This window comes from Actinacidiphila sp. bgisy144 (assembly GCF_057708105.1).
In genome coordinates this window covers 1-23,216 of sequence record NZ_JBYIRM010000037.1, presented here as the reverse complement: position 1 = coordinate 23,216, position 23,216 = coordinate 1, and the positions used below count along the sequence as shown (strand labels likewise).

22 protein-coding genes are annotated in these 23,216 nt (G+C 74.4%); 18 read left to right on the top strand and 4 right to left on the bottom strand.

Annotation, left to right across the window (positions count from 1 at the left end; translation table 11 throughout):
- Nucleotides 1-4 precede the first annotated feature (4 nt).
- Both AC3EVP_RS31185 and AC3EVP_RS31180 read right to left on the bottom strand, forming a co-directional pair.
- Nucleotides 5-1,348, bottom strand: a complete 1,344-nt coding sequence (locus AC3EVP_RS31185; protein ID WP_335978645.1) for a pyridoxal-phosphate dependent enzyme — start codon at nucleotides 1,346-1,348, stop codon at nucleotides 5-7.
- Nucleotides 1,345-2,880 (bottom strand): type III PLP-dependent enzyme domain-containing protein, encoded by a 1,536-nt coding sequence (locus AC3EVP_RS31180; protein WP_435135723.1) that lies wholly within the window; start codon nucleotides 2,878-2,880, stop codon nucleotides 1,345-1,347. The genes AC3EVP_RS31185 and AC3EVP_RS31180 overlap by 4 nt, the downstream gene beginning before the upstream one ends.
- Before the next feature lie 1,009 nt (nucleotides 2,881-3,889).
- On the opposite strand from AC3EVP_RS31180, the gene AC3EVP_RS31175 reads away from it, so the two are divergent.
- The 8 genes from AC3EVP_RS31175 to rpsR all read left to right on the top strand — a co-directional run bounded on the left by AC3EVP_RS31175 (nucleotide 3,890) and on the right by rpsR (nucleotide 10,044).
- On the top strand, nucleotides 3,890-4,882 hold the full coding sequence (locus tag AC3EVP_RS31175; protein ID WP_435135721.1) for a metal ABC transporter solute-binding protein, Zn/Mn family: 993 nt from the start codon (nucleotides 3,890-3,892) through the stop codon (nucleotides 4,880-4,882).
- A gap of 2 nt (nucleotides 4,883-4,884) precedes the next feature.
- A complete protein-coding gene (locus AC3EVP_RS31170) occupies nucleotides 4,885-5,877 on the top strand; it encodes a metal ABC transporter ATP-binding protein (protein ID WP_435135719.1) in 993 nt (330 codons plus the stop codon).
- The gene (locus tag AC3EVP_RS31165) at nucleotides 5,864-6,838 is read left to right on the top strand and encodes a metal ABC transporter permease (RefSeq protein WP_435135717.1); all 975 of its coding nucleotides are present in this window, start codon (nucleotides 5,864-5,866) and stop codon (nucleotides 6,836-6,838) included. The genes AC3EVP_RS31170 and AC3EVP_RS31165 overlap by 14 nt, the downstream gene beginning before the upstream one ends.
- Nucleotides 6,835-7,722: a metal ABC transporter permease gene (locus AC3EVP_RS31160; protein ID WP_335978635.1), complete on the top strand. Its 888-nt coding sequence runs from the start codon at nucleotides 6,835-6,837 to the stop codon at nucleotides 7,720-7,722. The genes AC3EVP_RS31165 and AC3EVP_RS31160 overlap by 4 nt, the downstream gene beginning before the upstream one ends.
- 52 nt (nucleotides 7,723-7,774) lie before the next feature.
- On the top strand, nucleotides 7,775-8,251 hold the full coding sequence (locus tag AC3EVP_RS31155; RefSeq protein WP_435135714.1) for a Fur family transcriptional regulator: 477 nt from the start codon (nucleotides 7,775-7,777) through the stop codon (nucleotides 8,249-8,251).
- Between the two features lie 59 nt (nucleotides 8,252-8,310).
- The gene (gene rpmF, locus AC3EVP_RS31150) at nucleotides 8,311-8,511 is read left to right on the top strand and encodes a 50S ribosomal protein L32 (protein WP_335978631.1); all 201 of its coding nucleotides are present in this window, start codon (nucleotides 8,311-8,313) and stop codon (nucleotides 8,509-8,511) included.
- Nucleotides 8,511-9,665, top strand: a complete 1,155-nt coding sequence (locus AC3EVP_RS31145; RefSeq protein ID WP_435135711.1) for a CobW family GTP-binding protein — start codon at nucleotides 8,511-8,513, stop codon at nucleotides 9,663-9,665. The genes rpmF and AC3EVP_RS31145 overlap by 1 nt, the downstream gene beginning before the upstream one ends.
- Nucleotides 9,666-9,798: 133 nt before the next feature.
- Nucleotides 9,799-10,044, top strand: a complete 246-nt coding sequence (gene rpsR, locus AC3EVP_RS31140; RefSeq protein ID WP_435135709.1) for a 30S ribosomal protein S18 — start codon at nucleotides 9,799-9,801, stop codon at nucleotides 10,042-10,044.
- A 9-nt stretch (nucleotides 10,045-10,053) separates the two neighbouring features.
- On the opposite strand, the gene AC3EVP_RS31135 is transcribed toward rpsR, so the two are convergent.
- Both AC3EVP_RS31135 and AC3EVP_RS31130 read right to left on the bottom strand, forming a co-directional pair.
- On the bottom strand, nucleotides 10,054-10,578 hold the full coding sequence (locus tag AC3EVP_RS31135) for a flavin reductase family protein (protein WP_435135707.1): 525 nt from the start codon (nucleotides 10,576-10,578) through the stop codon (nucleotides 10,054-10,056).
- The gene (locus AC3EVP_RS31130) at nucleotides 10,575-11,096 is read right to left on the bottom strand and encodes a cupin domain-containing protein (protein WP_335978623.1); all 522 of its coding nucleotides are present in this window, start codon (nucleotides 11,094-11,096) and stop codon (nucleotides 10,575-10,577) included. The genes AC3EVP_RS31135 and AC3EVP_RS31130 overlap by 4 nt, the downstream gene beginning before the upstream one ends.
- A gap of 135 nt (nucleotides 11,097-11,231) precedes the next feature.
- On the opposite strand from AC3EVP_RS31130, the gene AC3EVP_RS31125 reads away from it, so the two are divergent.
- The 10 genes from AC3EVP_RS31125 to AC3EVP_RS31080 all read left to right on the top strand — a co-directional run bounded on the left by AC3EVP_RS31125 (nucleotide 11,232) and on the right by AC3EVP_RS31080 (nucleotide 23,120).
- A complete protein-coding gene (locus tag AC3EVP_RS31125) occupies nucleotides 11,232-11,666 on the top strand; it encodes an RrF2 family transcriptional regulator (RefSeq protein WP_335978621.1) in 435 nt (144 codons plus the stop codon).
- A gap of 89 nt (nucleotides 11,667-11,755) precedes the next feature.
- The gene (locus tag AC3EVP_RS31120; RefSeq protein ID WP_435135805.1) at nucleotides 11,756-12,715 is read left to right on the top strand and encodes a DsbA family oxidoreductase; all 960 of its coding nucleotides are present in this window, start codon (nucleotides 11,756-11,758) and stop codon (nucleotides 12,713-12,715) included.
- 461 nt (nucleotides 12,716-13,176) lie between these two features.
- Entirely contained in the window at nucleotides 13,177-14,739 is a 1,563-nt protein-coding gene (locus tag AC3EVP_RS31115; RefSeq protein WP_435135704.1) for an ABC transporter substrate-binding protein, read from the top strand.
- A 31-nt stretch (nucleotides 14,740-14,770) separates the two neighbouring features.
- Entirely contained in the window at nucleotides 14,771-15,805 is a 1,035-nt protein-coding gene (locus AC3EVP_RS31110) for an ABC transporter permease (RefSeq protein ID WP_335978619.1), read from the top strand.
- Nucleotides 15,806-15,808: 3 nt separating this feature from the next.
- The gene (locus AC3EVP_RS31105) at nucleotides 15,809-16,699 is read left to right on the top strand and encodes an ABC transporter permease (protein WP_335978617.1); all 891 of its coding nucleotides are present in this window, start codon (nucleotides 15,809-15,811) and stop codon (nucleotides 16,697-16,699) included.
- Nucleotides 16,696-17,730 carry an ABC transporter ATP-binding protein gene (locus AC3EVP_RS31100; protein WP_435135701.1) on the top strand — a complete coding sequence of 345 codons (1,035 nt, stop codon included), beginning with the start codon at nucleotides 16,696-16,698 and terminating at the stop codon, nucleotides 17,728-17,730. The genes AC3EVP_RS31105 and AC3EVP_RS31100 overlap by 4 nt, the downstream gene beginning before the upstream one ends.
- Nucleotides 17,727-18,617, top strand: coding sequence for an ABC transporter ATP-binding protein (locus AC3EVP_RS31095; protein WP_435135699.1), 891 nt, complete (start codon nucleotides 17,727-17,729; stop codon nucleotides 18,615-18,617). The genes AC3EVP_RS31100 and AC3EVP_RS31095 overlap by 4 nt, the downstream gene beginning before the upstream one ends.
- Nucleotides 18,618-18,720: 103 nt before the next feature.
- Entirely contained in the window at nucleotides 18,721-20,061 is a 1,341-nt protein-coding gene (locus AC3EVP_RS31090) for an NtaA/DmoA family FMN-dependent monooxygenase (RefSeq protein ID WP_435135697.1), read from the top strand.
- Between the two features lie 9 nt (nucleotides 20,062-20,070).
- On the top strand, nucleotides 20,071-21,876 hold the full coding sequence (locus AC3EVP_RS31085; RefSeq protein ID WP_435135695.1) for an FAD-dependent oxidoreductase: 1,806 nt from the start codon (nucleotides 20,071-20,073) through the stop codon (nucleotides 21,874-21,876).
- A gap of 134 nt (nucleotides 21,877-22,010) precedes the next feature.
- Nucleotides 22,011-23,120, top strand: a complete 1,110-nt coding sequence (locus AC3EVP_RS31080; protein WP_435135693.1) for an LLM class flavin-dependent oxidoreductase — start codon at nucleotides 22,011-22,013, stop codon at nucleotides 23,118-23,120.
- The last annotated feature ends 96 nt before the right edge of the window (nucleotides 23,121-23,216 follow it).

The window sequence follows — 23,216 nt, the reverse complement described above, 5'->3', positions numbered from 1 at the left end:
GGCGTCAGTCCCGGGTCAGGGGTGCGCCGGCGTCGCGCCAGGCGACGATGCCCCCGGTGAGGCTGCGGGTGTCGGGGTGCCCCATCCGGGTGAGCAGCGCGGCGTACCGCGCGGACTGCTCGCCGACCGGGCAGGCCAGCAGCACCGGCCGGCTGCGGGCGAACGGCACACCCGCGCGCAGGAGTTCACCGAGGATCTCGTCGGTGATGTTGACCGCGCCGGCCATGTGCAGGGCCGTGTACGCGTAGGTGCTGCGCAGATCCACGACCAGCGGGTCCGCCTCCTCGATCCAGGCGCGCGCCTCGGCCACGGTCACCGCCGGGGCCGCGGCGACCTCGGCCGCGGTCAGCCCGGCGACCGTGTTCGGGGTGCGGGCGGTGTCGCCGAGCAGGTCCGGCCGCCGCTGCCGGATGTAGCTGAGGTAGCCCTCGACCCGGTCGCAGACGATGAACACCGCGGTCTTCCGCTCGGCGGGGGGCTGCCCGCTGCGCGCGAGCGACTCGTCGGCCGCGCGCAGGTGCCGCAGCGCGCCGTGGAAGGCGGCGCCGCCGGTCGGCCCGGCGAGCAGCCCGCAGCGCCGGATCAGGGTGACCATGCCGTCGATCGCCTCCCCGGAGTCCACCGCGGCGAGCGTGTCGTAGGTGGCCGGGTCGAACAGGCCGACCTCGTGCACCTCGTCGCGGGTGCGGATGCCGGGGATGAAGTCGGACTTCGCCGCGACCAGGCCGACCACCTCGACGTCCGGGCGGTGGGCGCGCAGCGCGCTCGCCACCCCGGTGGAGGAGCCGGCCGTGCCCACGCACGCGATGAAGTAGTCCGGCGCGCGGCCGTCGAGGTCGGCGACGATCTCCGGGCCGGTGCCCTCGAAGTGGGCTTCGCTGTTGCGGGGGTTGAAGTACTGGTCGGTGTGGAGCAGCGGGGTCGGCGAGTCCGCCAGCGCCTGGTGGAAGAGGGTGAGCGGGTCCTCGGTGTCGGTGGGGTCCAGGCACTCGCTCTGCCCGGGCAGCTCCTCGATCTCCGCGCCGAGCAGCAAAAGCAGTTCCTTGGTCTCCGGTATGCGCATCCGGTTGGTGACGCTCTTGAACGTCAGGCCGTGCATGCCCGCGATGACCGCCAGTGCCTTGGCGGTGTTGCCGCTGGACAGCTCGACGATCCGGCTGCCGTCGGCCTGCGCGTCCGGCAGGCCGGCCCGCGCCATGTGCCAGGCGGCGCGGTCCTTGACCGAGCCGAACGGGTTGAGCATCTCCAGCTTGGCGAACAGGTCGATGTGGCGCAGGCCGTGCACCGCCGGATCGATGCGCACCAGCGGTGTGTTGCCGATGGCGTCGGTGATGCGGTCGTACCTCACTGCGGCTCTCCCTTGTGAACTGTCGGCCAGTACGCCTCGTCCAGGCACCACTTCCAGCTCCCGCCCGACCGCCACAGGGCGACCTTGCGGGCGGCCGGGTGGCGTTGGGACCGCCCGGCGTGGAAGTCCATGCAGTACGCGGCGGTGTTCGCGAACGCCAGCACGTCACCGGGCCGCGGCGCCCGCGGCAGGTGGACCAGGCGGCGGGTGATCAGGTCGGTCTCCAGGCACAGGTGCCCGAACAGGTGCACCGCCACGGGCCCCCGGCCGTACGAGCCCGCGCCGTACGAATCCACGCCGTACGAGCCCGTGCCGTACGGTGCCTGGTCCGCCGCTTCGCCGGTGCCGGGGCGGGGGAGCAGCACCGGGTCGAGCAGCACCCCGTGCTCCTCCAGGGCGATGTCGTCGGCCTTGGCGGCCAGCCGCACCCACAGGTCCGCGCCCCCCTCCGGCGGCCGTCTGACCTCCTGCACCGTCGCCAGGGTCAGCCCGCACTGGTCGAGCAGGGCCCGGCCGGGCTCGGCGTGCACGTCGTAGAGGTGCTCCAGCGCCAGCGCGGCCAGCGGGCGGCCGCCCAACTGCGCGGACGACGGCGCCGACAGCAGCTCGTCGAGGTAGTGCGCGCCCGCGGCCGGCCGCCAGGACGGGTACAGCGCGAGCGACCCGCGCAGGGTGCCCTTGTCGTTGCGCAGCCCGTAGCCGTGGCCGCCCCAGGCGAGGGCGGGTCGGGTGCCGAGCGCCGCGGCGGACAGCGCGCTGGTGTACGTGTCCCAGTCCTCGCGGTGGGCGAGGTAGCTGATCCCGAACCCGCCCCCGATGTCCACGATGCCGGGGGACAGTTCGCGGTCACGGCACGCCGTCAGCGCCCGAAGGCACCCTTCCAGCGCGGTCGCCTTCTCCGTCAGGCTCGTGGTGTCCAGGTGGTAGGCGACACCGACGAGGTCCAGCACGTCCCCGTACCGGACGACGCGGTCCAGCGCGTCCTCCAGCGCCGCCACCGGTATGCCGAACCGGCTGAGCCGGGAGCGGACCCGGACGCCCGGTGCCGTGAACCCGCTCAGCCGCAGCATCGTGCGGCAGCGCGGCAGGGCGTGGCCGCGTAACAGCCCTGCCAGCAGGTCGAGTTCTTCGGCCGAGTCGACCGCGACCGTCACCCCGCTGCGCGCGGCCAGCCACAGGCACTGCGGGCTCTTCGGGCCCGTCGCGGTGATCCGGTCCGGTGCGAAGCCGCAGCCCAGCGCGTGCTGGAGCTCACCCAACGACGCCACGTCCACCCCGGCGGCGGTGTCCGCCAGCCGCCGCAGCAGCGCGCTCGACGCCGACGCCTTGTGCGCGAACAGCACCCGCCCCTTCAGCCGGTGCCGTCCGAGCACCGCGCCGAACTCCTCGGCGTTCGCCGCCGCCTGCTCGGGGAGCACCACGTTCAGCGGCGACTCCAACGCGTCCACCAGCGAGTGCACCAGCTCCGGTTCCGCCAGCAGCGCCGCCGCCTGCCCCTCGACCCGCGCCCGCAGATACAGCGGCTCGGCCATCGTCTCGTCCTGCCTTCCATGGAACCCCTGACCACCGGGGCCGGGGCTGAGCTGTCGGGGTGCGGTCGCGCCGGCCCGGCCCGGCCGGGCGGCTACGGTCTGCTGGCCGCGGTCTGTCGGTCGTGGTCTGTCGGTTGCGGGTGGGCGCTGCCGGATCGGTGCGGCCGGGCGGTCGCGGTCTGTCGGTTGCGGATCGGTGCGGGCCGGTCTGTCGGTGCCGGGCTGATCGCTCCGGACTGGTGCTGCCGTGTCGGTGGTGTCGGTCTGTCGATGTCGTCCTGCCTGTTTCCGTTCGCAGCCGCCGTGTTGGCGGTGCTGATCCGGTGGTGCCGGCCTGGCGCTCGCATGTTGTGGCCGTCACGGTTCGGCGTTCTCGGCCCGGCGGTCTCGGTCCGGTCGTTGCGGGTTGCGGCTGGCAAGCCGGTGTCGGGCTGGTTCGGCGGTGTCGGTCTGGTGGTTGCGGTTCGGCGTTCTCGGCCCGGCGGTCTCGGTCCGGTCGTTGCGGGTTGCGGCTCGCAGGCCGGTGTCGGGCTGGTTCGGCGGTGCCGTTGTGGTCGTGGCGGTTTGCTGTTCGCGGTTCGGTGGTGGCGTTCCGGTCGTTTGCGGGCTGCGGCTCGCAAGCCGGTGTCGGGCCGGATCGGCGGTGGCGGTCTGTCGGTTGCGGACTGGTCGGTCCGGTTCGGTCGTTGCGGGCTGGTGCGGTTGCAGCATGTCCACCGCATCGGGCGGCTAAGCCCGGCGCAGCCGCCCACGGGGCCCGCCGGAGGCCGCCGCGGGGGCCGGGCGCGGCCGCGGCCCGAGCGGCCCGGTCCCCCGCCCACCGCAGGTGACCTGCGGGGACGCGGGTCCCGCCGGCCCTGGACCGTGCACAGCCGACTCAAAGGTCAAGATTCTGTAATGATTTTCATCTCGCGTAGCGGAAAGTGGGATTGGGAGTCGTTTTCAATTACGGTGAGGGGGTCGCGGCCGGACGTGCCGCGTTGCCGCCACCACTGCCCGAGGAGAACCCATGGCCAGCCCCGACAACCGCAGCGCGGCGCCCCGCCGCCGCCACCTGCTCGCCGCGGGCGGGATAGCCGTCGCCGCGCTGGTCGCGACCAGCGCCTGCTCCACCAGTTCCCCGAGCGACGACGGCAAGGCCGGCGCCTCCGCGGGCAGTTCGGGCAGCGCCAAGAGCAGCGGCAAGGTCATCCAGGTGGTGGCGGCGGAGAACTTCTGGGGCAGCATCGCCGAGCAGATCGGCGGCAGCCACGTGAAGGTGACCAGCATCATCACCAACCCCGACACCGACCCGCACGACTACGAGCCGACCGCGGCGAACGCGCGGACCGTCGCCTCCGCGTCGTACGCGATCGTCAACGGCATCGGCTACGACTCCTGGGCCTCGAAGCTCCTGGCGTCGAACCCCTCCGCGCAGCGCACCGTGCTCACCGTCGGCGACCTGGTCGGCGTGAAGCAGGGCGGCAACCCGCACCGCTGGTACTCCCCGGACGACGTGCACAAGGTGATCGAGCAGATCACCGCCGACTACAAGAAGGCCGACCCGGCCGACGCGGCGTACTTCGACGCCCAGAAGACCACCTTCGAGACCAAGACCCTCGGGGAGTACAACACGCTGATCGCCGACATCAAGGCGAAGTACGCCGGCACCCCGATCGGCGCGTCCGAGTCGATCGTCAGCCCGCTCGCCGACGGCCTCGGCCTGAAGATGCTCACGCCGTACTCGTTCCTCAGCGCGATCAGCGAGGGCGCCGACCCCACCGCGCAGGACAAGACCACCATCGACCACCAGATCGCCACCCGGCAGATCAAGCTCTACGTCTACAACAGCCAGAACGCCACGCCCGACGTGCAGGCGCAGGTCAAGGCCGCCAAGGCGAAGGGCATTCCGGTCGCCACGGTCACCGAGACCCTCACCCCGGCCGGGGCGTCGTTCCAGCAGTGGCAGGTGACCGAGCTCAAGGGCATCCAGCAGGCGCTGGCCGAGGCGACGGGCAAGTAGGGATGCATCCGCTCACCAGACTGCGCGAGGCCGTACGGCCGCAAGTGCCCGCGGCGCGCGAGGAAGCCGCCGCCCCGGAAACCGCCGAGCCGCAAGCCGCGCCGCAAGCCGCGCCCCCGGCCGCGCCGGAGAGCGCCCGGCCGCAGGACCCCGCGGCCGGGCCCGCGGTGGTCTCGCTGCGCGACGCGGCCGTGCGGGTCGGCGGCCGCACCCTGTGGTCGCACGTCGAACTCGACATCGAGCCGGGGGAGTTCGTCGCCGTACTCGGCCCGAACGGGGTCGGCAAGTCGACCCTGGTCAAGGCGATACTCGGCCTGGTCCCGACCGCCGCAGGCAGCATCAGCGTGCTCGGGCGGCCGCCGGGCCGGCGCGCGCAGCAGGTGGGCTACCTGCCGCAGCGGCGCAGTTTCGACCCCGGGCTGCGCATCCGCGGCGTGGACGTCGTCCGGCTGGGCTGGGACGGCGACCGCTGGGGGCTGGGGCGGCCCGGGTCGGCGCGGGCGGCCCGGGAGCGGATCGCCGAAGTGGTGGAGACGGTCGGCGCGAGCGCCTACGCGCACCGGCCGATCGGCCAGTGCTCCGGCGGCGAGCAGCAGCGGCTGCTGATCGCCCAGGCGCTGGTCCGGCGCCCCCGCCTGCTGCTGCTGGACGAGCCGCTGGACAGCCTCGACCTGCCCAACCAGGCCGCGGTGGCCGCGCTGATCGGCCGGATCTGCCGAGAGGAGCAGGTCAGCGTGGTGATGGTCGCGCACGACGCGAACCCGATCCTCGCGCACCTGGACCGGGTGGTGTACCTCGCCGAGGGCGGGGCGGTGGCCGGGACCCCGGCGGAGGTGATCACCTCGCGGACGCTGAGCCGGCTGTACCGCACGCCGATCGAGGTGCTGCGGACCTCCGACGGGCGGCTGGTCGTGGTCGGCCAGCCCGAGGCGCCCGCGGTGCACACCGACCGGCACCCGCCGGCGGGGGAGGGGGCCGGCCGTGGGACTCGCTGACGGCGCGGCCGGCTGGTCGTGGAACCCGGTGGCCGACGTCCAGCAGATGTGGGCGTACCCCTTCATGGTCAACGCCTTCCGGGCCGGCGCGATCGTGGCGGTGCTGGCCGGGGCGATCGGCTGGTTCATGGTGCTGCGGCGGCAGAGCTTCGCCGGGCACACGCTGTCGGCGGTGGCGTTCCCCGGCGCGGCCGGCGCGACCCTGGTCGGGGTGGGCGCGGTCTACGGCTACTTCACGTTCTGCGTCGGCGCGGCCCTGGTGATCGCCGCGATCCCGCGGGCCGGGGGCGGCACGGGCTCCGGCGGGGGGACGGGCGCCGGCGGCGGCGAGGAGGCGGCGGTGACCGGCACGGTCCAGGCGTTCCTGCTGGGCGCCGGCTTCCTCTTCATCGCCCTCTACAAGGGCTTCCTCGGCGGGGTGGACGCCCTGCTGTTCGGGAGCTTCCTGGGGATCACGACCGGCCAGGTGCGGGTGCTGGCGGTCGTGGGCGCGGTGGTGCTGCTGGTGCTGGCCGCCGTCGGGCGGCCGCTGCTGTTCGCGTCCGTGGACCCGGCGGTCGCCGCCGCCCGCGGGGTGCCGGTGCGGCTGCTGTCGGCGGTGTTCCTGGTCGTGCTGGGCGCGGCCACGGCGGCGACCAGCCAGATCACCGGCGCGCTGCTGGTGTTCGCGCTGCTGGTGATGCCCGCGGCCACCGCCCAGAACCTGACCGCCCGCCCGGTGCGCGGCCTCGCCGGCTCCGTGCTGATCGCGCTCGTGGTGACCTGGACCAGCCTGACGGTCGCCTACTACTCGCCCTACCCGATCGGATTCTGGGTGACCAGCTTCGCCTTCGCCGCCTATGCGGCCAGTTGGGGCGCGCGGCTGCTGCGCGAACGCGCCGGACGCGCGCCGGACCGTGCGGGCCCGGGCGCCGTACCGGCCGAGGCCGCGGCCGTCTGGACCTCGGGGAGCCTGCTGTGAACACCCTCGCCCTCGGCTGGCCCGGCGCTCTCGGGCACCCCTTCTTCCTGCACGCGGTCCTCGCCGGCGGGGCCGTCGCCGCCGCGTCCGGCATGGTCGGCTACTTCCTGGTGCTGCGCGCCCAGGTCTTCACCGGCGACGCGCTCAGCCACATGGCGTTCGCCGGGTCGCTCGCCGCGCTCGCCGCGGGCGTCGACCTGCGGCTGGGCCTGTACGCGGCGACCATCGCCGTCGCGGTGCTGCTCGGCACCCTCGCCCGCTCCGGCCGCGCGGACGACGTCGCCATCGGCAACGTCTTCGCCTGGATCACGGGCCTGGGCACCTTCTTCCTCACCATGTACAGCACCTCCGGCGGCGCGGACAACGCCGGCGCCGGGGTGCGGGTGCTCTTCGGCTCGATCTTCGGGATGTCGGCGGGCCAGGCCGGTACCGCCGCCGCGGTGGCCGCCGGGGTGTGCGCGGTGGTGCTCGCCGTCTTCCGTCCGCTGCTGTTCGCGTCCGTGGACGAGGCGGTCGCGGCGGCGCGGGGCGTGCCGGTGGGCCTGCTCGGCTACGGCTTCCTGGCGCTGATCGGCGTGACCGCGGCCGAGGCGAGCCAGGCGGTCGGGTCGCTGCTGCTGCTCGGCCTGCTCGCGGCGCCGGCGGGCACCGCCCAGCGGCTCACCGACCGCCCGGCCCGGGCGTTCGCCCTGTCCACGGTGCTCGCGGTCGCCGAGATGTGGGGCGGGCTGTCCCTGAGCTACGCGGTGCCGAAGATGCCGCCGAGCTTCGCGATCGTGGCGCTGGCCGCCGCGGTGTACGCGGCGGCCTTCGCCGTCGGCGGCCGGCGTCGGCGCCGCGGTCCGGGCCTCGCGGCCCCGGGCGCCGGACTGCGCCGCGCCTGAGTCCCGGCGCCGGTCCCGTACGAACCCGAGCACGCACCCCAGGGGGCCAACCGTGCACAGCACCTCCGCGGGCGGGCAGCCGCCGCGGCGCGACGACGACCGGGTGCCGGGGCGCCGCACCCAGCAACGCAGGGCCCTGCTGCGGGCGTTGGTCGACGGCGACGGCTTCGTCAGCGCGCAGAGCCTGCACGCCGCGGTGGTCGCGGCGGGCGTGCCGGTCGGCCTGAGCACCGTCTACCGCACGCTGGCCGCGCTGGGCGACGCCGGTGTGGTGGACGTGGTGCGCGACGCCGGGGGCGAGCGGCTGTTCCGGCACCGCCCGAGCCGGGAGCACCGGCACTACCTGATCTGCCGTACCTGCGGGGCCAGCAGCCCGGTCGAGGCGTCCGCGGTCGAGAGCTGGGCGCGGACCGTCGCCGAGGAGTCGGGCTTCGCCGAGGTGGAGCACACCGTGGAGCTGACCGGCGTGTGCGCGGACTGCCGTGGCGGCGCCGGGCGGCGGGCGGAGCCACCCGGCACTGATTGGTAATGGAAGTCGTTTTCATATAGCGTCGAGCCTGTCATCCCGACCCACCGGAGGAGCCAACCATGGCCGTACCCAAACGGAAGATGTCGCGCAGCAACACCCGGCACCGGCGCGCCCAGTGGAAGGCGAGCGCGCCCCGGCTGGTGGCCGTCACCGTGGACGGCGCCACCCACCTGGTCCCGCAGCGCCTGGTCGCGGCGTACGAGCGCGGGCTGCTCGACCCGGCCCGCGCCGGCCTCGGCCGGGTCCACGGGGGGCGTTGATGGACCCGCGCGGGAAGCTCCCCGTCGTCATCGTCGCCGGGATGCACGCGCAGGCGCGCCGGACGGCGGTCGGGAACCTGCTGACGATGGTGCCCGGCAGCGTCGCACTCCACCACGACCTGTCCTCGGCGGCCGACGGCACGGTGCGGCGCACCGTCCGCGACGCCGACGGCCTGCTCTCGGAAGGCGAGACCCCGCTCGTCAACGACTGCGCGTGCTGCGCGCTGCGCGCCGACCTCGTCCCGGAACTGGAGCGGCTGGCCGGGGACGGCCTGACCCGGCTCGCGGTGGTCGAGCTGTGGGACTCCGTCGAGCCGCAGGGGATGGCCGAGGTCATCGCCGGGCAGGGCGGGCGGTTCCTGGAGCTCGGCAGCGTCATGACGGCGGTCGACCCCGGCCTGGTGCTGCCCTGCCTCGCCAACGGTGACGACCTGGAGGAGGCCGGCCTCGCCGCGGCCCGGGAGGACCGCCGCACCGTCGGCGACACCTGGGCGCGGCAACTGGAGTACGCGCCCGTGCTGGTCGTCGCGCAGGACGCCGAGGCGACCGACGAGGACCGCGCGCTGCTGTCCCAACTGCACCCCACCGCACGGCAGGTCTCCGACCGCTCGACCGAGCTGGCCCGGGCGGCGTTCGCCGGGTTCGACGTCGAGGCCGCCGCCGCGGCCCAGCACCCGGCCTGCTCGCGGCTGCCCCAGCAGGCGGACGAGGCCGGGGTGGGCACCCTGGTGTGGCGGCGGCGCCGGCCCTTCCACCCCGGGCGGCTGTACGCCGCGCTGGAGGACCTGGTCTGCGCCGCCGCCCGCAGCCGGGGCCGGTTCTGGCTCGCCGACCGGCCCGACACCCTGCTGTCGTGGGAGGCGGCGGGCGGCGCACTGGTGGTGGAGAACGCCGGGCCGTGGCTGGCCGCGCTGCCCGGGGCCGCCTGGGAGATGGTGCCCGCGATGCGGCGCGCCGCCGCCACGCTCGACTGGGACCCCGAGCACGGCGACCGCTGCCAGCACCTGGTCTTCACCTCACCCGCGCTGGACCGGGACGGGCTGGCGCGGGTGCTGGAGTCCTGCCTGCTGACCGACGCGGAGTACGCCGCCGGACCCGACGGGTGGCGCCGCTTCCCGGCCGCCTTCGACGAGTTGCTCGACCCGGTCTCCTGAGACCTGGCCTTCCTGAGGCCCGGTCTCCCGCACCCCCCGCCTCCGCGCCCCAACGCCCCCGCGCCCCCTGGGCCTTGGCGCCCGTATCCGTCCCGCAGTCCGTATCCCCCCGCCCGCACCGAGGAGTGCCCTCATGGCCCGCCGTTCCGCCGATCCCCGCAAGCCGCTGAAGCCGCGCGTCAACCCGCTGGACGCGGCGAAGATCACGTACATCGACTACAAGGACACCGACCTGCTGCGGAAGTTCATCTCCGACCGCGGCAAGATCCGCAGCCGCCGGGTGACCCGGGTCAGCGCGCAGCAGCAGCGCCTGCTGGCCCGCGCGATCAAGAACGCGCGGGAGATGGCGCTGCTGCCGTACTCCACCTCCGTGCGCTGAACCGCGGTGTCAGGCCGGGGCGTTGGCGTCCAGCGCGGTGTGGGTGCCGAAGGCCCGGGCGTGGTAGGTCAGGGGCCGGGCCGGCGCGGTGTCCGCGCTGAGCACCCGGCCGAAGACCACGACGTGGTCGCCGCCGACGACCAGGTCGGTCACTTCGCACGCCAGGAAGCCGGTCGCGCCGGGCAGCCGCGGCACCTTTCCGCCCACCTGCCACTCGACCCCGCCGAACTTGGCCGGGCCGCCCTTGCGGGCGAAGTTCACCGCCAGCTCCGGCTGCTGCGCCCCCAGGATGTTGAGGCCGAACCGGCGGCTGCCGTCGATCACCGCCAGCAGGTCGGAGGACCGGTCCAGGGAGACCAGCACCATCGGCGGGTCCATCGACAGCGAGGTGAAGGCGCTGACGGTGGTGCCGTACGGCGCCGGGCCCGCCATGGCGGTGACCACCGCGACGGGTGTGCACACCCCGGCCATGGCCTCCCGGAACGCGGACTTCAGCTCCTGCTCGACGTCCGGGCGGGACTCGGTACTGGTCACGAGGGCTCCTCCCGCGGTGCCGAGCCCAGCGCGTACAGCCGGGGGAGGTTGACCACGATCGCCTCCTGGGTGCTGCGGGCGATGACGACCACGGCCTCGTCGTCGGGGTCCGGGTTCTCCTCCCGGTGCGGCACGTAGGGCGGCACGAAGATGTAGTCGCCCGGCGAGGTGCGCAGCCGCACCTCCTGCGGCGTGTCGCCGGAGTCGTCGACGAAGACGAACTCCGGGTGCCCGCTGACCACGTGGATCGCGGTCTCCGAGGCGCCGTGGTGGTGGTCGGAGGAGGCGGTCGACGGCGCCACGTGCGTCTGGCCCATCCACAGCTTCTCCGAGCCGACCGTCTTCCCGCTGATGGCGGCGAACCGGCGCATCCCGCCGGTCTGCGCGGTGTCGCCGTCGAGTTCGCCGGCGCGGACGTGGTGCAGGCGGGCCCGCAGCGGCGAGGTCGGGGATGCGGCCGGGGCGTCGGGCAGATGGGGGTGGAAACCTTCACCGGGCTGGGTCGGCGGCGTACTCATGGCTCCGGACGCTAGGCGGCCGCCGAAAAGGATGTCAAGAGGTGTCCATTACGCTTCACCTGCGGCAATGTTCCCGCAATGGTCGGGACACGGCGGGGAGACCCGTAGCGCGGGGGGATCGGGCATGATGAGGACATGCATATCTCCGCGAAGGCGGACTACGCCACGCGCGCCCTCCTGGAACTCGCCAGCGAGCCCGCGCGCCCGCTCAGTTGCGAGGCCATCGCCTCGGCACAGGAGATCCCGTTCCGGTTCCTGAAGTCCGTGGTGGCCGAGTTGCGAAGAGCCGGGCTGGTGCGCAGCCAGCGCGGCTGCGAGGGCGGCTACTGGCTGGGCCGAGCCGCGGAGGAGATCACGCTCCTGGACGTCGTGCGCGCCGTCGACGGCGAGCTGATCACCCTGCGCGGGGAGCCGCTGGCGGGCCTGGCCTACCCCGGCCCCGCGGCCGGGCTCACCGCGGTCTGGCGGCAGGTCGAGGCCGAGGCCGCCGCGGTGCTCGGCGGCGTCACCGTCCACACGCTGCTGGCCTCGGCGAAGGGCGGGCGGCCGGACGGGAAGCGCGCGGCGTGACGCCCCCGCGGGCGGCGGTGCGCACCGGCGGGGCCCCGGGCGCGGGCGGCGTGGCCGGTGCCGAGGCGGGTGCTGAGGCCGGTGCCGAGGTGGGTGCTGAGGCCGGTGACGTGGCCGGTGTCGAGGTCGTGGAGTACACCGACCCGCTGTGCCCGTGGTCGTGGGGCGCCGAGCCGGTGCTGCGGCGGCTGCGGGCCGAGTCGGCGGGGCGGGTGCGGTGGCGGCGGGTGTACGCGGTGATGTTCGACCACGACGACGACCCGCCGCCCGATCCCGCCGCCGAGACGGCCTGGTACACGCGCTACGTCGCGGGCGTGACCGAGCACACCGGGGCACCGTGCGCGGCCCGGCTCAGCCGGGTGGCGGCCAGTTCGTGGCCGGCCTCGCTGGTGGCCGAGGCGGCCGCGCGCCAGGGCGCGGAGGTGGGCGAGGCGGTGCTGCGGCGGCTGCGCGAGACGGTGTTCGTGCTCGGCGAGCCGGCCGACACCCTGCCGCTCGCGCTGGCCGCGGCGCGCGGGGTGCCCGGCCTCGACCCGCGCCGGCTGGCGGCCGACGCCGCCTCGCCGCAGGTGCTGCGGCAGGTGCGCGCGGACCGCGAGGAGGCCCGGCGCCCGGTGCCGGAGGTGCTGGCCGGGCAGACCGGCTCGCCCCACCCCGGCCGGGCCAAGGAGACCGCCGACGGCGGTCACCGCTACGCCCTGCCGACGCTGCTGCTGCGGGCGCCGGTCGGCCACCGCGCCGTGCCCGGCTGGCGGTCGTACGAGGAGTACGCCGCGGCCTTCGACGCCGTGCGCCCGGGCCTGCTGGCCGGCGCGGTGCGCCTGCCCGCCGCTGCGGCGCTGGAGCGCTACCGCAGCCTGACCGACCCCGAGCGGCTGCTGCTGGCCGAGGGGTCCTGGCCGCCGCCGGGCGCGGTGCGGGTGCCGACCGGCAACGGCCCGCTGTGGCTGCACCCGGCCGAGGCGGCGCAGCACCCGGCCGCACCCGGGACGGCCGGTCCGCCGGTTCCGCCCGGTCCGCCGAATGAGACATCAAAAGGTGTCCATTGACAGCCGCTCGCCGTACCCCACAAGATGTGCAGCATGCTCTCGACGCACCCTGGTGTGGTGTGCCGCTACGTGGACCTGCGGCGCACGTGCAGCGCCCTCTGTCGCTGACCACCGGTCACCGACCGTCCACCGGCGCCTGACCGCCCCCCGCGGCAGCGGCCCCTCCTTCACACCGCCCAGCGGCACCGCCGCCGCTCCGCGCCCTTGACGCCCTTTCCCGCCCGGCCTGCCCTCGTGCGACCCGCGCCCTGACCGACCTCCCGGCAGCCCCCGGGGAATCCCGGATTCCTCCGGATTCCCTCTGGGGCAAGCGGAGTCGGCGGTGCGCGGCCCGGCCGACCGATGCCCCGCGCCGTACCGGCCTACCCGTGCCGTACCGGCGTGCCCGCGCCGACCCGCCCTCCGCCCTGCCGCTCCCGCCTGCCCAGACCGGGCTGGAGTGCGTCGACAGAAAGTACGAGATGTCCATACGTATCGCGCTTCGCCGTACCCCGGTCGGCCCGAGCCGCCGCCCCGGCCGCACCCGGCTCACCGCGCTGTCCGCCGTGCTTGTCACCACCGCGGGCCTCTCGCTCACCGCCTGCGGCGGCCAGTCCGCGTCCGCGGGCGGCGCCGGCACGCTGAAGTGGGCCTCGTCCTCCTTCCCGAGCCACTGGGACCCGGTGGTCAGCGGCAGCGGCGCCCAGTTCCGCGAACTCGCCCTGGTCTACGCCTCCTTGACCCGCACCGACGACACCGGCAAGGCCGTGCCCGACCTCGCCAAGAGCTGGCAGTACAACGCCAAGGGCGACCAGGTCACCTTCCACCTGCGGCCGAACCTCAAGTTCAGTGACGGCACCGCGCTGGACGCGACCGCCGTCAAGGACGCCATCGAGCGGGCCAAGACGCAGAAGAACTCCGCCCTGTTCGGCGACCTGACGTCCATCAGATCCGTGGACGCCGACGGGCTCGACGTCGTCGTCCACCTCACCCAGGTCGACTACCAGATCCCGCAACTGCTCGGCGAGCGCGTCCTCCAGGTCGCCAGCCCCAAGGCCGCGGCGAACCCGGGGAAGCTGGACCAGAGCCCGGTCGGCGCGGGGCCGTTCACCGTCACCCAACTGGTGCCCGGCACCAAGGTGCTGCTGAAGAAGAACCCCGACTACTGGGACGCGAAGGACATCCACATCGACAACGTGGAGCTGACCTCCGCGCCGGACGCGGCCACCGTCGTCTCCGGCCTCCAGACCGGCGTCTACAACTTCGCCGACATCGAGGCCAGCCAGGCCGACGCCGCCAAGAAGGCCGGCCTGGACGTGTTCGTGCAGCCCGGCTTCAACGCCGAGAACATCAGCCTGAACATCAACAAGGCGCCGTTCACGAACTCCAAGGTCGTCGACGCGGTCCGCTACGCCGTCAACCGGCAGGAGTTCGTCGACAAGCTGACCTTCGGCTACGGCTCCGCCACCGACCAGCCCTTCCCCAAGGGCTACGTCGCCTACGACCCGAAGTCCGCCGACCTCTACCCCTACGACCCGGCGAAGTCCAGGCAACTGCTCGCCGAGGCGGGCTACAAGCCCGGCGCGATCAAGCTGACCCTGGACATCCCCGCCGCCGACCCGCAGGCCGAGATCGTCCAGTCCCAACTGGCCAAGGTCGGCATCACCGTCACCATCAAGGTGGACAAGAACTGGGCCACGCCCTTCTTCGCCAAGGACCTCACCTTCTCCCTGTACGGCACCACCGGCCGCGACTCCGCGCTCCAGACGCTCACCGCGCACTTCGGCCCGAACGGCCCGCTGAACCTCAGCACCCCCTATGAGCCGGCCGGGTTCGAGGCGGCCGTGGCCAAGGTCCGGCAGACCAGCATCGACGCACCCGACTACGCACAGGTCCTCCAGGCCGCCACCCGCGCCGGGCTGAAGAGCGAGGCGCTGGTCTTCACCTACTCCGCGCCGAACCTCTTCGCCAAGAGCAAGTCGGTCTCCAACCTGCCCAAGAACCCCGGCCACATCGACTGGACCGGCGTGACCATCGGCAACTGACGCCCACCCCGCACAGAGAGGGGGCCACCCCATGACGACGACAACGACCACGGCGGCGCCAGCCGCCCCCGCCCCCGCCTCGGCGGCCGCGGCCAGGACCCGCCACGCGCTGGTCCGGGTCCTGGCCACCGTCGCCCGGTCCGCCGCGATCTTCGTACCGGTCTTCCTGGTCGCGACGTTCGTGACGTTCGCGCTGCGCTCGCTGAGCGGGCTCAGCCCGGCCCGCATCCAGCTGGGCGAGGACGCGACCCCCGAGGCGATCCACCGCGTCGAGGCCCAATGGGGCCTGGACCGGCCCTTCCTGGTGCAGTACGGGCACTGGTTCAGCGGTGTGCTGCACGGCCAGCTCGGCACCAGCTGGACCAACGGCGCCGACATCTCCACCCTCATTGGCCTCGGCCTGGGCGTGAGCCTGTCGGTGGCGACCTTCGCGCTGGTCATCGGCGTCTGCGCCGGCTTCCTGCTCGGCACCGCCGCCGCACTGCGCCACACCACCTGGATCGATCGCGCGATCACCGGTTTCGTCACCCTCATCTCGGTGATGCCCGCGTTCGTGGTCGGCATCGTGCTGGTGGAGGTCTTCGCGGTCGGGCTGCACCTGTTCCCCGCGGCCGGCTACGTGCCCGCCGCGCAGGGCCTGACCCCGTGGCTGGAGCACATCACGCTGCCCGCGATCGCCCTGAGCTTCGACGTGGTCGCCGACGTGGCCCGGCAGTTGCGCACCAGCCTCATCGCCGCCTACCGGGAGAACTACGTCATCGGCGCGATGGTGCGCGGGCTCAGCCCCCGGCGGATCTTCTTCCGCCATGTGCTGCGCAACGGCCTCGGGCCCGCGCTGGCCACCCTCGGGCTGAAGTTCCCCGCGCTGGTCGGCGCCTCCGTGGTCACCGAATGGGTCTTCGGCCTCCAGGGCTTCGGGCGGTTCGCCAACGACTCGGCCCAGTCCGGCGACGTGCCCGCCGTGCAGGGCGTCCTGGTGGTGTCGATCGTCCTCGTCGTCGTCTTCAACCTGATCGTCAACCTGGTGCTGGCCCGTGTGACGCCGGCGTCCCAGCGGGGGGTGTGAGCGATGTTCCGCCGCGTACTGTCGCTGCCGACCGGCCGGATCGCCCTCGCGATCCTCACCCTGATCGCCCTGCTGGCCGCCTTCGGCCCGCTGCTGGCCCCGCACCCGCCGCTCGCCACCAGCGCCCACACCCTCGCGCCCGCCTCCGGCGCCCACTGGCTGGGCACCGACTACCTCGGCCGGGACGTGCTCAGCCGGCTGCTCGACGGCTCCCGGGTCAGCGTGCTCGGCTCCCTCGAAGTGGCCGGCACCGCCTTGGTGGTCGGGGTGGTCCCCGGCATCCTGTCGGTCTACCTCGGCCGGGTCTTCGAATGGGTCACGCTGCGCGTGGTCGACACGCTGGTGGCGCTGCCGTTCCTGCTCTTCGCCGTCGCGGTGATCGCCCTGCTCGGCAACGGCATCACCCAGGCCATGCTGGTCACCGGGGTGCTGGTCTCCCCGCTGTTCTACCGCGTCGCGCGCGCCGCCACGCTGACCGTCGCCCGCTCCCCGTACGTGGAGGCGGCGCTCATCTCCGGTGCCTCCGTGGGCTGGGTGGTCCGCCGCCACGTGTGGACCAAGGTGCTCCCGCCGATCGCGGTCGCGCTCGCCCAGACCATCGGCGTCGGCTTCGTCATCGTCTCCAGCCTCACCTTCCTCGGCATCGGGGTGCAGCCGCCCAAGCCCACCTGGGGCGGGCTGCTCGCCTCCGACCTCGGCTACCTCAGCTACCAGCCGTGGGCGCCGCTGGCTCCCGCGCTGCTGATCATGGCCACCGTCTGGGCGAGCAACCTGCTCGCCGACGCGATCCGCGACGTCTCCGGCGAGGCGGGCCGCGCCCTGGTCAACCACCGCAAGGTCCGCGCCGGGCGGCGCGACCGGACCGCAACCGCACCGGCCGGAGGCACCTCATGACGGCACCGTCGAAGAACCCGCCCGCGCCCGCGGAGGTGGCCGGGCCCGGCCCCAGGACCGGGGCCGACCCCGCGGACGACGCCGGCCGCACCGCGGAGACGGCGGACACCGCGGACACCGCGGAGACGGCTGAGACGGCTGAGACGGCTGAGACGGCTGAGACGGCTGAGACGGCGGCCGTGCTGAAGGTCACCGACCTGCACATCACCGACCGGGCCGGCGACCGCGAGATCGTGCACGGCGTCAGCTTCACCCTCACCCCCGGCAAGGCCGTGGGCGTGGTGGGGGAGTCCGGCAGCGGCAAGACCCTCACCTGCCGTGCCGCGCTCGGCATCCTGCCCCCGCACTTCGAGATCTCCGGCGGCTCGGTCGAGATCGACGGCACCGACACCGCCGCGCTCACCGCCCCGCAGTGGACTGCGCTGCGCGGCGCCACCATCAGCGCCGTCTTCCAGGACCCGGCCTCCTACCTCAACCCGTCGATCAAGGTGGGCCCGCAGATCGCCGAGGTGCTGCGGGCCAAGAAGGGCCTGGGGCGCCGCCCGGCCCGGCAGCGCGCCCTGGAACTGCTGCGCGCGGTCCACCTGCGCGACCCCGGACTCGTCTACGGCCAGTACACCTACGAGCTGTCCGGCGGGATGCTCCAGCGCGTCCTGATCGCGGCGGCGATCGCGGCCGGCCCGCGCGTGCTCATCGCCGACGAGGCCACCACCGCGCTCGACGTCACCGTGCAGGCCGAGATCCTCGACCTCCTGACCGACCTGCGCGAAAGCACCGGCCTGGCACTGGTCGTGGTCTCCCACGACCTGGCCGTGGTGGCCCAGATGTGCGACGAGGTGCTGGTCATGCGGCAGGGCGAGGTCGTCGAGCACGGCCCGACCCGCCAGGTGCTGCACCATCCGCGGCACCCCTACACCCGGCTGCTCGTCGCCGAGCACGAGCAGTACGGACTCGACCGGTTCCGTTCCCCGGCGGCCGGGGAGCCGGCCCCCGCCGCCACCGAACCGGCGGACCCAGAGGAGACGTCATGACGCCCGCCGCAGGCACCCCCGCAGGCACCCCCGCCGACGCCGATGCCGACGCCACCCCCGCCCCGCGCGGCCCCGTGCTCGCCGTCGAAGGACTCGACGTCCACTACGGCCACCGCCGGCGGCGGCGGCGCGCCCTGAGCGGAGTGTCGCTGAGCGTCGCGGCCGGCGAGACCGTGGGCGTCATCGGCGAGACCGGCTCCGGCAAGTCCACCCTCGCCCGCGCCGTCCTCGGCCTGGTCCGCACCTCGGCGGGCACCATCACCGTCGGCGGCGAGGACATCACCGGGTACGGCGCCGCGAAGTGGCGGGCGCTGCGCCGCCGCGGCGTGGTGCAGTACGTCTTCCAGGACCCGCTGCGCAGCCTCGACCCGGACCTGACCGTCGCCGACTCGCTCACCGAGCCGCTGCTGCTTCGCGGCGTCCCGCGCGCCGAGGCGGCGACGCGGGCCCGCGCCTTCCTCACCCGGGTCCGGTTGGACGAGGAGCTGCTCGACCGGCTGCCCGGCGAGCTGTCCGGCGGCCAGCGCCAGCGCGTCGCGGTCGCCCGGGCCCTGGTCACCGGGCCCGAACTGGTCATCCTCGACGAGCCGGTGAGCGCTCTGGACTCCGCCAACCGGGTCCAGGTGCTGGAGATCCTCAAGGAACTGCGCGCCACCGGCGTGGCCATCGTGCTGATCTCCCACGACCTCGGCTCCGTCGCCGGGATCGCCGACCGCATCGCCGTGCTCTACCGCGGCGAACTGGTGGAGGACGGCCCCGCCCGCGAGGTCATCGACACTCCACGGCACCCCTACACGCGGTTGCTGGTCAGCTCCGCGCCCACCCTGCACACCGCCCCCGCCGACCGGGCCGAACGCGACGCGCTGCGCGCCCTGCTGAACGCCTGACCGCGGCGTACCGGTCCCCGCCGCACCTCGACGAGCCCCCGTCGCACCCCCCGACGAACCGCCGCACCCGGCCTCCGGGCGGCGCCGACCCACGGAGAGAGCCATGCCCCGCAAGATCCACCTCGCCCTGCACCCCTACGGCGTCGGCGGCCCCGGCCAGCACGGCCTGTGGAAGGACCCGAGCGTCGCGAAGAACGCCAGCATCGACATCAACTACTACATCCGGCAGGCGCAGGCCGCCGAACACGCCCTGTTCGACGCCCTGTTCATCGTGGACAGCCAGTTCATCAACGCCACCTACCCGGCGCACTACCTCAACCGGCTGGAGCCGCTGACCCTGCTGTCCGCGGTCGCCACCCACACCCGGCACGTCGGCCTGGTGGGCACCGCCAGCTCGACGTACAACTCGCCCTTCAACCTCGCCCGCCGCTTCGCCTCGCTCGACCACATCAGCGGCGGCCGCGCCGGGTGGAACGTGGTGACCAGCTTCGACACCGGCGCCTCGCGGAACTTCGGCCTGGAGGAGCACCTCGACTACGCCACCCGCTACGGCCGCGCGCTGGAGTTCGTGCAGGTCGCCCGCGGGCTGTGGGACTCCTACGAGGACGACGCCTTCCCCGCCGACGTCGAGGGCAACGTCTTCCTCGACCCGGACAAGCTGCACGCGCTCGACCACGTCGGCGAGCACCTGCGGGTGGCCGGACCGCTCAACCTCTCGCGCTCCCCGCAGGGCCAGCCGGTGATCTTCCAAGCCGGGGTCTCGCCGGAGGGCCGCGACCTGGCCGCACAGGTCGCCGAGGGCATCTACGCGCCCGGCGGCGGCCTCGAGCAGGCCAAGGAGTACTACGCCGACATCAAGCAGCGCACCGCCGCCTACGGCCGCGACCCGGAGCACATCAAGATCTTCATCCACGGCAGCCCGATCGTGGCCGGCACGGAGGAGGCCGCCCGGCGCCGCGAGCGGGAGATCTTCGAGGAGGACGACGACTTCGACCGCAACCTCGCGCTGCTCGGCCGCTCCTTCGGGGCGTACGACTTCAGCGTGCACGACCTGGACGCCCCCTTCCCGGACGTCGCGCACCTGGCCGAGCGCGGTGGCCGCACCGGCGCGGCCGGCATCATCGCGCGGGCTGCCGAACAGAACCTGACGTTGCGTCAAGTGGCCAACTCCATCCGGGAGTTCCGCCGCTCGCCGTTCGTCGGGACCCCGCAGGGCGTCGCCGACAGCATCGAGGAGTGGTTCCACGCGGGCACCTTCGACGGCATCAACCTCGCCTTCCGCACCGAGGCCGAACTCGCCGCCTTCGTGGACGGCGTGGTGCCGATCCTCCAGCAGCGCGGGCTGTTCCGCACCGAGTACGAGGCCGACACCCTGCGCGGCAACCTCGGCCTGCCGATCCCGGTCAACCGCTACACGCGCGAGCGCCAGCTCGTGAACGACTGAGGCCGGCCGATGACTGCCACGTCCACCGCCACCGCCACCGCCACGTCCACCGCCGCCGCCACCGCCACCTCCGCGTCCCCAGCCGCCGCCGAAGAGCTGTTGTCCCCGACCGGCGGGCGCGACGTGCACACCGTCCGCTTCCCGGTCGCCACACCCCCCGCCGCCGTCGACGTGCTGATCGTCGGCGGCGGCCCGACCGGCCTGGCCGCGGCGGTCGAACTGACCTCCCGCGGGGTGCGGGTGGCCGTCGTCGAGCGGGCCCGCACCGCCACGCTGGTCCGGGCCGGTGCGATGGGCCACACCCCGCGCGTGGTCGAACACCTGCGCCGCTGGGGGCTGCTGCAACGGGTCCGCGACGCCTGGACCTTCCCGCCGGAGTGGAACCAGGGCATCCGGCTGGTCACCTCGCTGGCCGGCCACGAACTGGTGCCGGTGCCCCGCCCGCAGTTCCGCGCAACGCCCGGCACCCGCCCCGCGGGCCCCTCCGCGGACGAGGCGCTGCGCCGCCCGCAGACCGTCCTCCAGCACGTCTTCCTCGAACACCTCCGCGAGCGCGGGGTGAGCGTGGCCGGCGGGTGGGAGCTGCGGGCGCTGCGCCAGGACGCGGACGGGGTGGACGCCGAGGTCACCGGCACGGGCACGGGCACCGGCACCGGCTCCGGCACCGGCGAACAGCGGGTGATCCGGGCCCGCTACGTGCTGGCCGCCGACGGCGGCCGCAGCACCACCCGCACCCTGGCCGGCATCGAGCGCGAGGGGGAGCACGCCACCGAGAAGCGGCTGCGGCTGATCGTGCGCACCGGCGACATCACCGACCGGGTCGGCCCCGCGCCCAGCGGCACCAACATCGTCTTCAACCCGCACGCGTCCGGCTTCCTCGCCGCCGTGAGCACCCGCGAGTGGCGGGTGTACGCGGGGCCGTACCCGCTGCACCACGAGCCCACCGAGGACGAGTTGCTGGCCACCGCCCGGGCCGCCTTCGGCTTCGACGCGGAGCTGGAACTGGTGTCGGCCACCACCTTCTACCACGCCACCCGGATCGCCCGGACCTTCCGCGCCGGCCGGGTGCTGCTCGTGGGCGACGCCGCCCATGTGCGCACCCCGGGCGGCAACCTCGGCGAGGGCATCGGCGACGTGGTGAACCTCGGCTGGAAGCTCGCCGCCGTCCTCGGCGGCCAGGCGCCGCCCGCGCTGCTCGACTCCTACGACCGGGAGCGCCGCCGCCACAACCAGCGCGTCGCCGACCACGCGCTGGAGCGGGCCCGCAGGGCCCAGGCCACCCTGGCCGACATCCGCGCCGGCGGCATCCCCGACGACGCCGACCTCGGCCCCGCGGCCACCGCCCGCCGCGCCGAGATCGGCGCCCGCCTGCGCCGGGAGCGGACCGGCTCCGACGGCGTCACCTTCGACGAGCGGTACGACGACTCGGCCGTCGTCTGGTACGAACCGGACCAGCTCGCCACCGAACCCGCCTGGCGCCCGGACGTCTACACCGACGACCCGCGCCCCGGCCACCGGGCGCCCGACGGGATCGTGGACCCCTACGGCGGCACCCTCCACGACCGGATCGGCACCTCCTTCGCCCTGCTGGTCCTCACCGAGGACCGCGCCGTCGAGCGGGACTTCGCCGCACAGGCGGCGGCGCGGGCCCTGCCGTTCACGGTGGTCCACCTCACCGACCCGGCCGCCCGCGCGCTGTACGGCACGGCGAACGTGCTGGTCCGCCCGGACCAGCACGTCGCCTGGCGCGGCGCGCGCCTGCCGGCCGGCGGTGCCGGCGCGGTCCTGGACCGGGTACTGGGCGCGGGCGGTTAGCCGCGCGGGGGCGGACCCGTACCGACCGCTGCGGGCCCGCCCCGCAAAGGGCTCCCCCGACCCTCCGAGCCGCGCGGCCGGGAGCGGCGGGCTCTGCGAGAATCGACGTGCCGCCGCACCCTGGGAGGAACCACGTGCCACCTGCATCGCAGCCGCTGCGGAAGCTGGGCTTCCTGACGATCGGGCTCTTCGACGAGGCCGACCCGCGCGCCGGCCACGAAACGACGCTCCGCATCATCGAGTTGGGCGAGCAACTGGGCTTCGACAGCGCCTGGGTGCGCCACCGGCACCTCCAGTACGGCATCTCCTCGCCGGTGGCGGTGCTCGCCGCGGCCTCGCAGCGCACCCGCCGGATCGAGTTGGGCACCGCGGTGATCCCGCTCGGCTGGGAGAACCCGCTGCGCCTGGCGGAGGACCTGGCCACCGTGGACCTGCTGTCCGGCGGTCGGCTCAACCCGGGGGTCAGCGTCGGGCCGCCCGCCCGGTACGACCAGGTCAAGGACGCCCTCTACCCGGACACCGCCGACGCCGAGGACTTCGGGTACGAGCGGGTGCGGCGGCTGCTGTCCTTCGTCCGCGGCGAACCGGCGACCGCGACCGCCGCGACCGAGGGCTTCGAGGTGTTCTCGCCGCGCGTCCAGCCGCACTCCGCCGGGCTCGCCGAGCGGATGTGGTACGGCGGCGCCAGCCTGCGGTCGGCCCGCTGGGCCGGTGAGCAGGGCATCAACTTCCTGACCAGCAGCGTCATCAAGGCCGAGGAGCCGCAGGCGGACGCATCCGGGACCGGCACCGGCACGGCCGCGCAACCCGACGCGGCCGCGGAGCCCGACGGCGGCGCGGCCGCGGCCACCGCCCGGTTCGCCGCGCTCCAGCAGGCGCAGATCCGCGCGTTCCGCGCCCACCACCCGGCAGGCGACCGGGCCCGGGTCTCCCAGGGACTCGTGGTCATCCCCACCGACAGCGCGACCCCCGAACAGCGCACCAGGTACGAGGAGTTCGCCCGCAAGCGGCTGCCGCGCACCGCCACCCCGCAGGGGCCCGGGCGGCTGCTGTTCGCGCCCGACCTGGTCGGCGGGTCCGGCGAGATCGCCGAGGCGCTGCACGCGCACGCCGGCTTCCGCGAGGTCGACGAGGTCGCCTTCGCGCTGCCCTTCACCTTCGAGCACGCCGACTACGTCCAGATCCTCACCGACATCGCCACCCGCCTCGGCCCCGCCCTGGGCTGGCACCCCGCCGCGTCCTGAACCGGCGGGCCGCGACCTGCTGCGCCGACCCGCGGCGCGGGGGGGGGGGGGGGGGGGGGGGGGGGGGGGGGGGGGGGGGGGGGGGGGGGGGGGGGG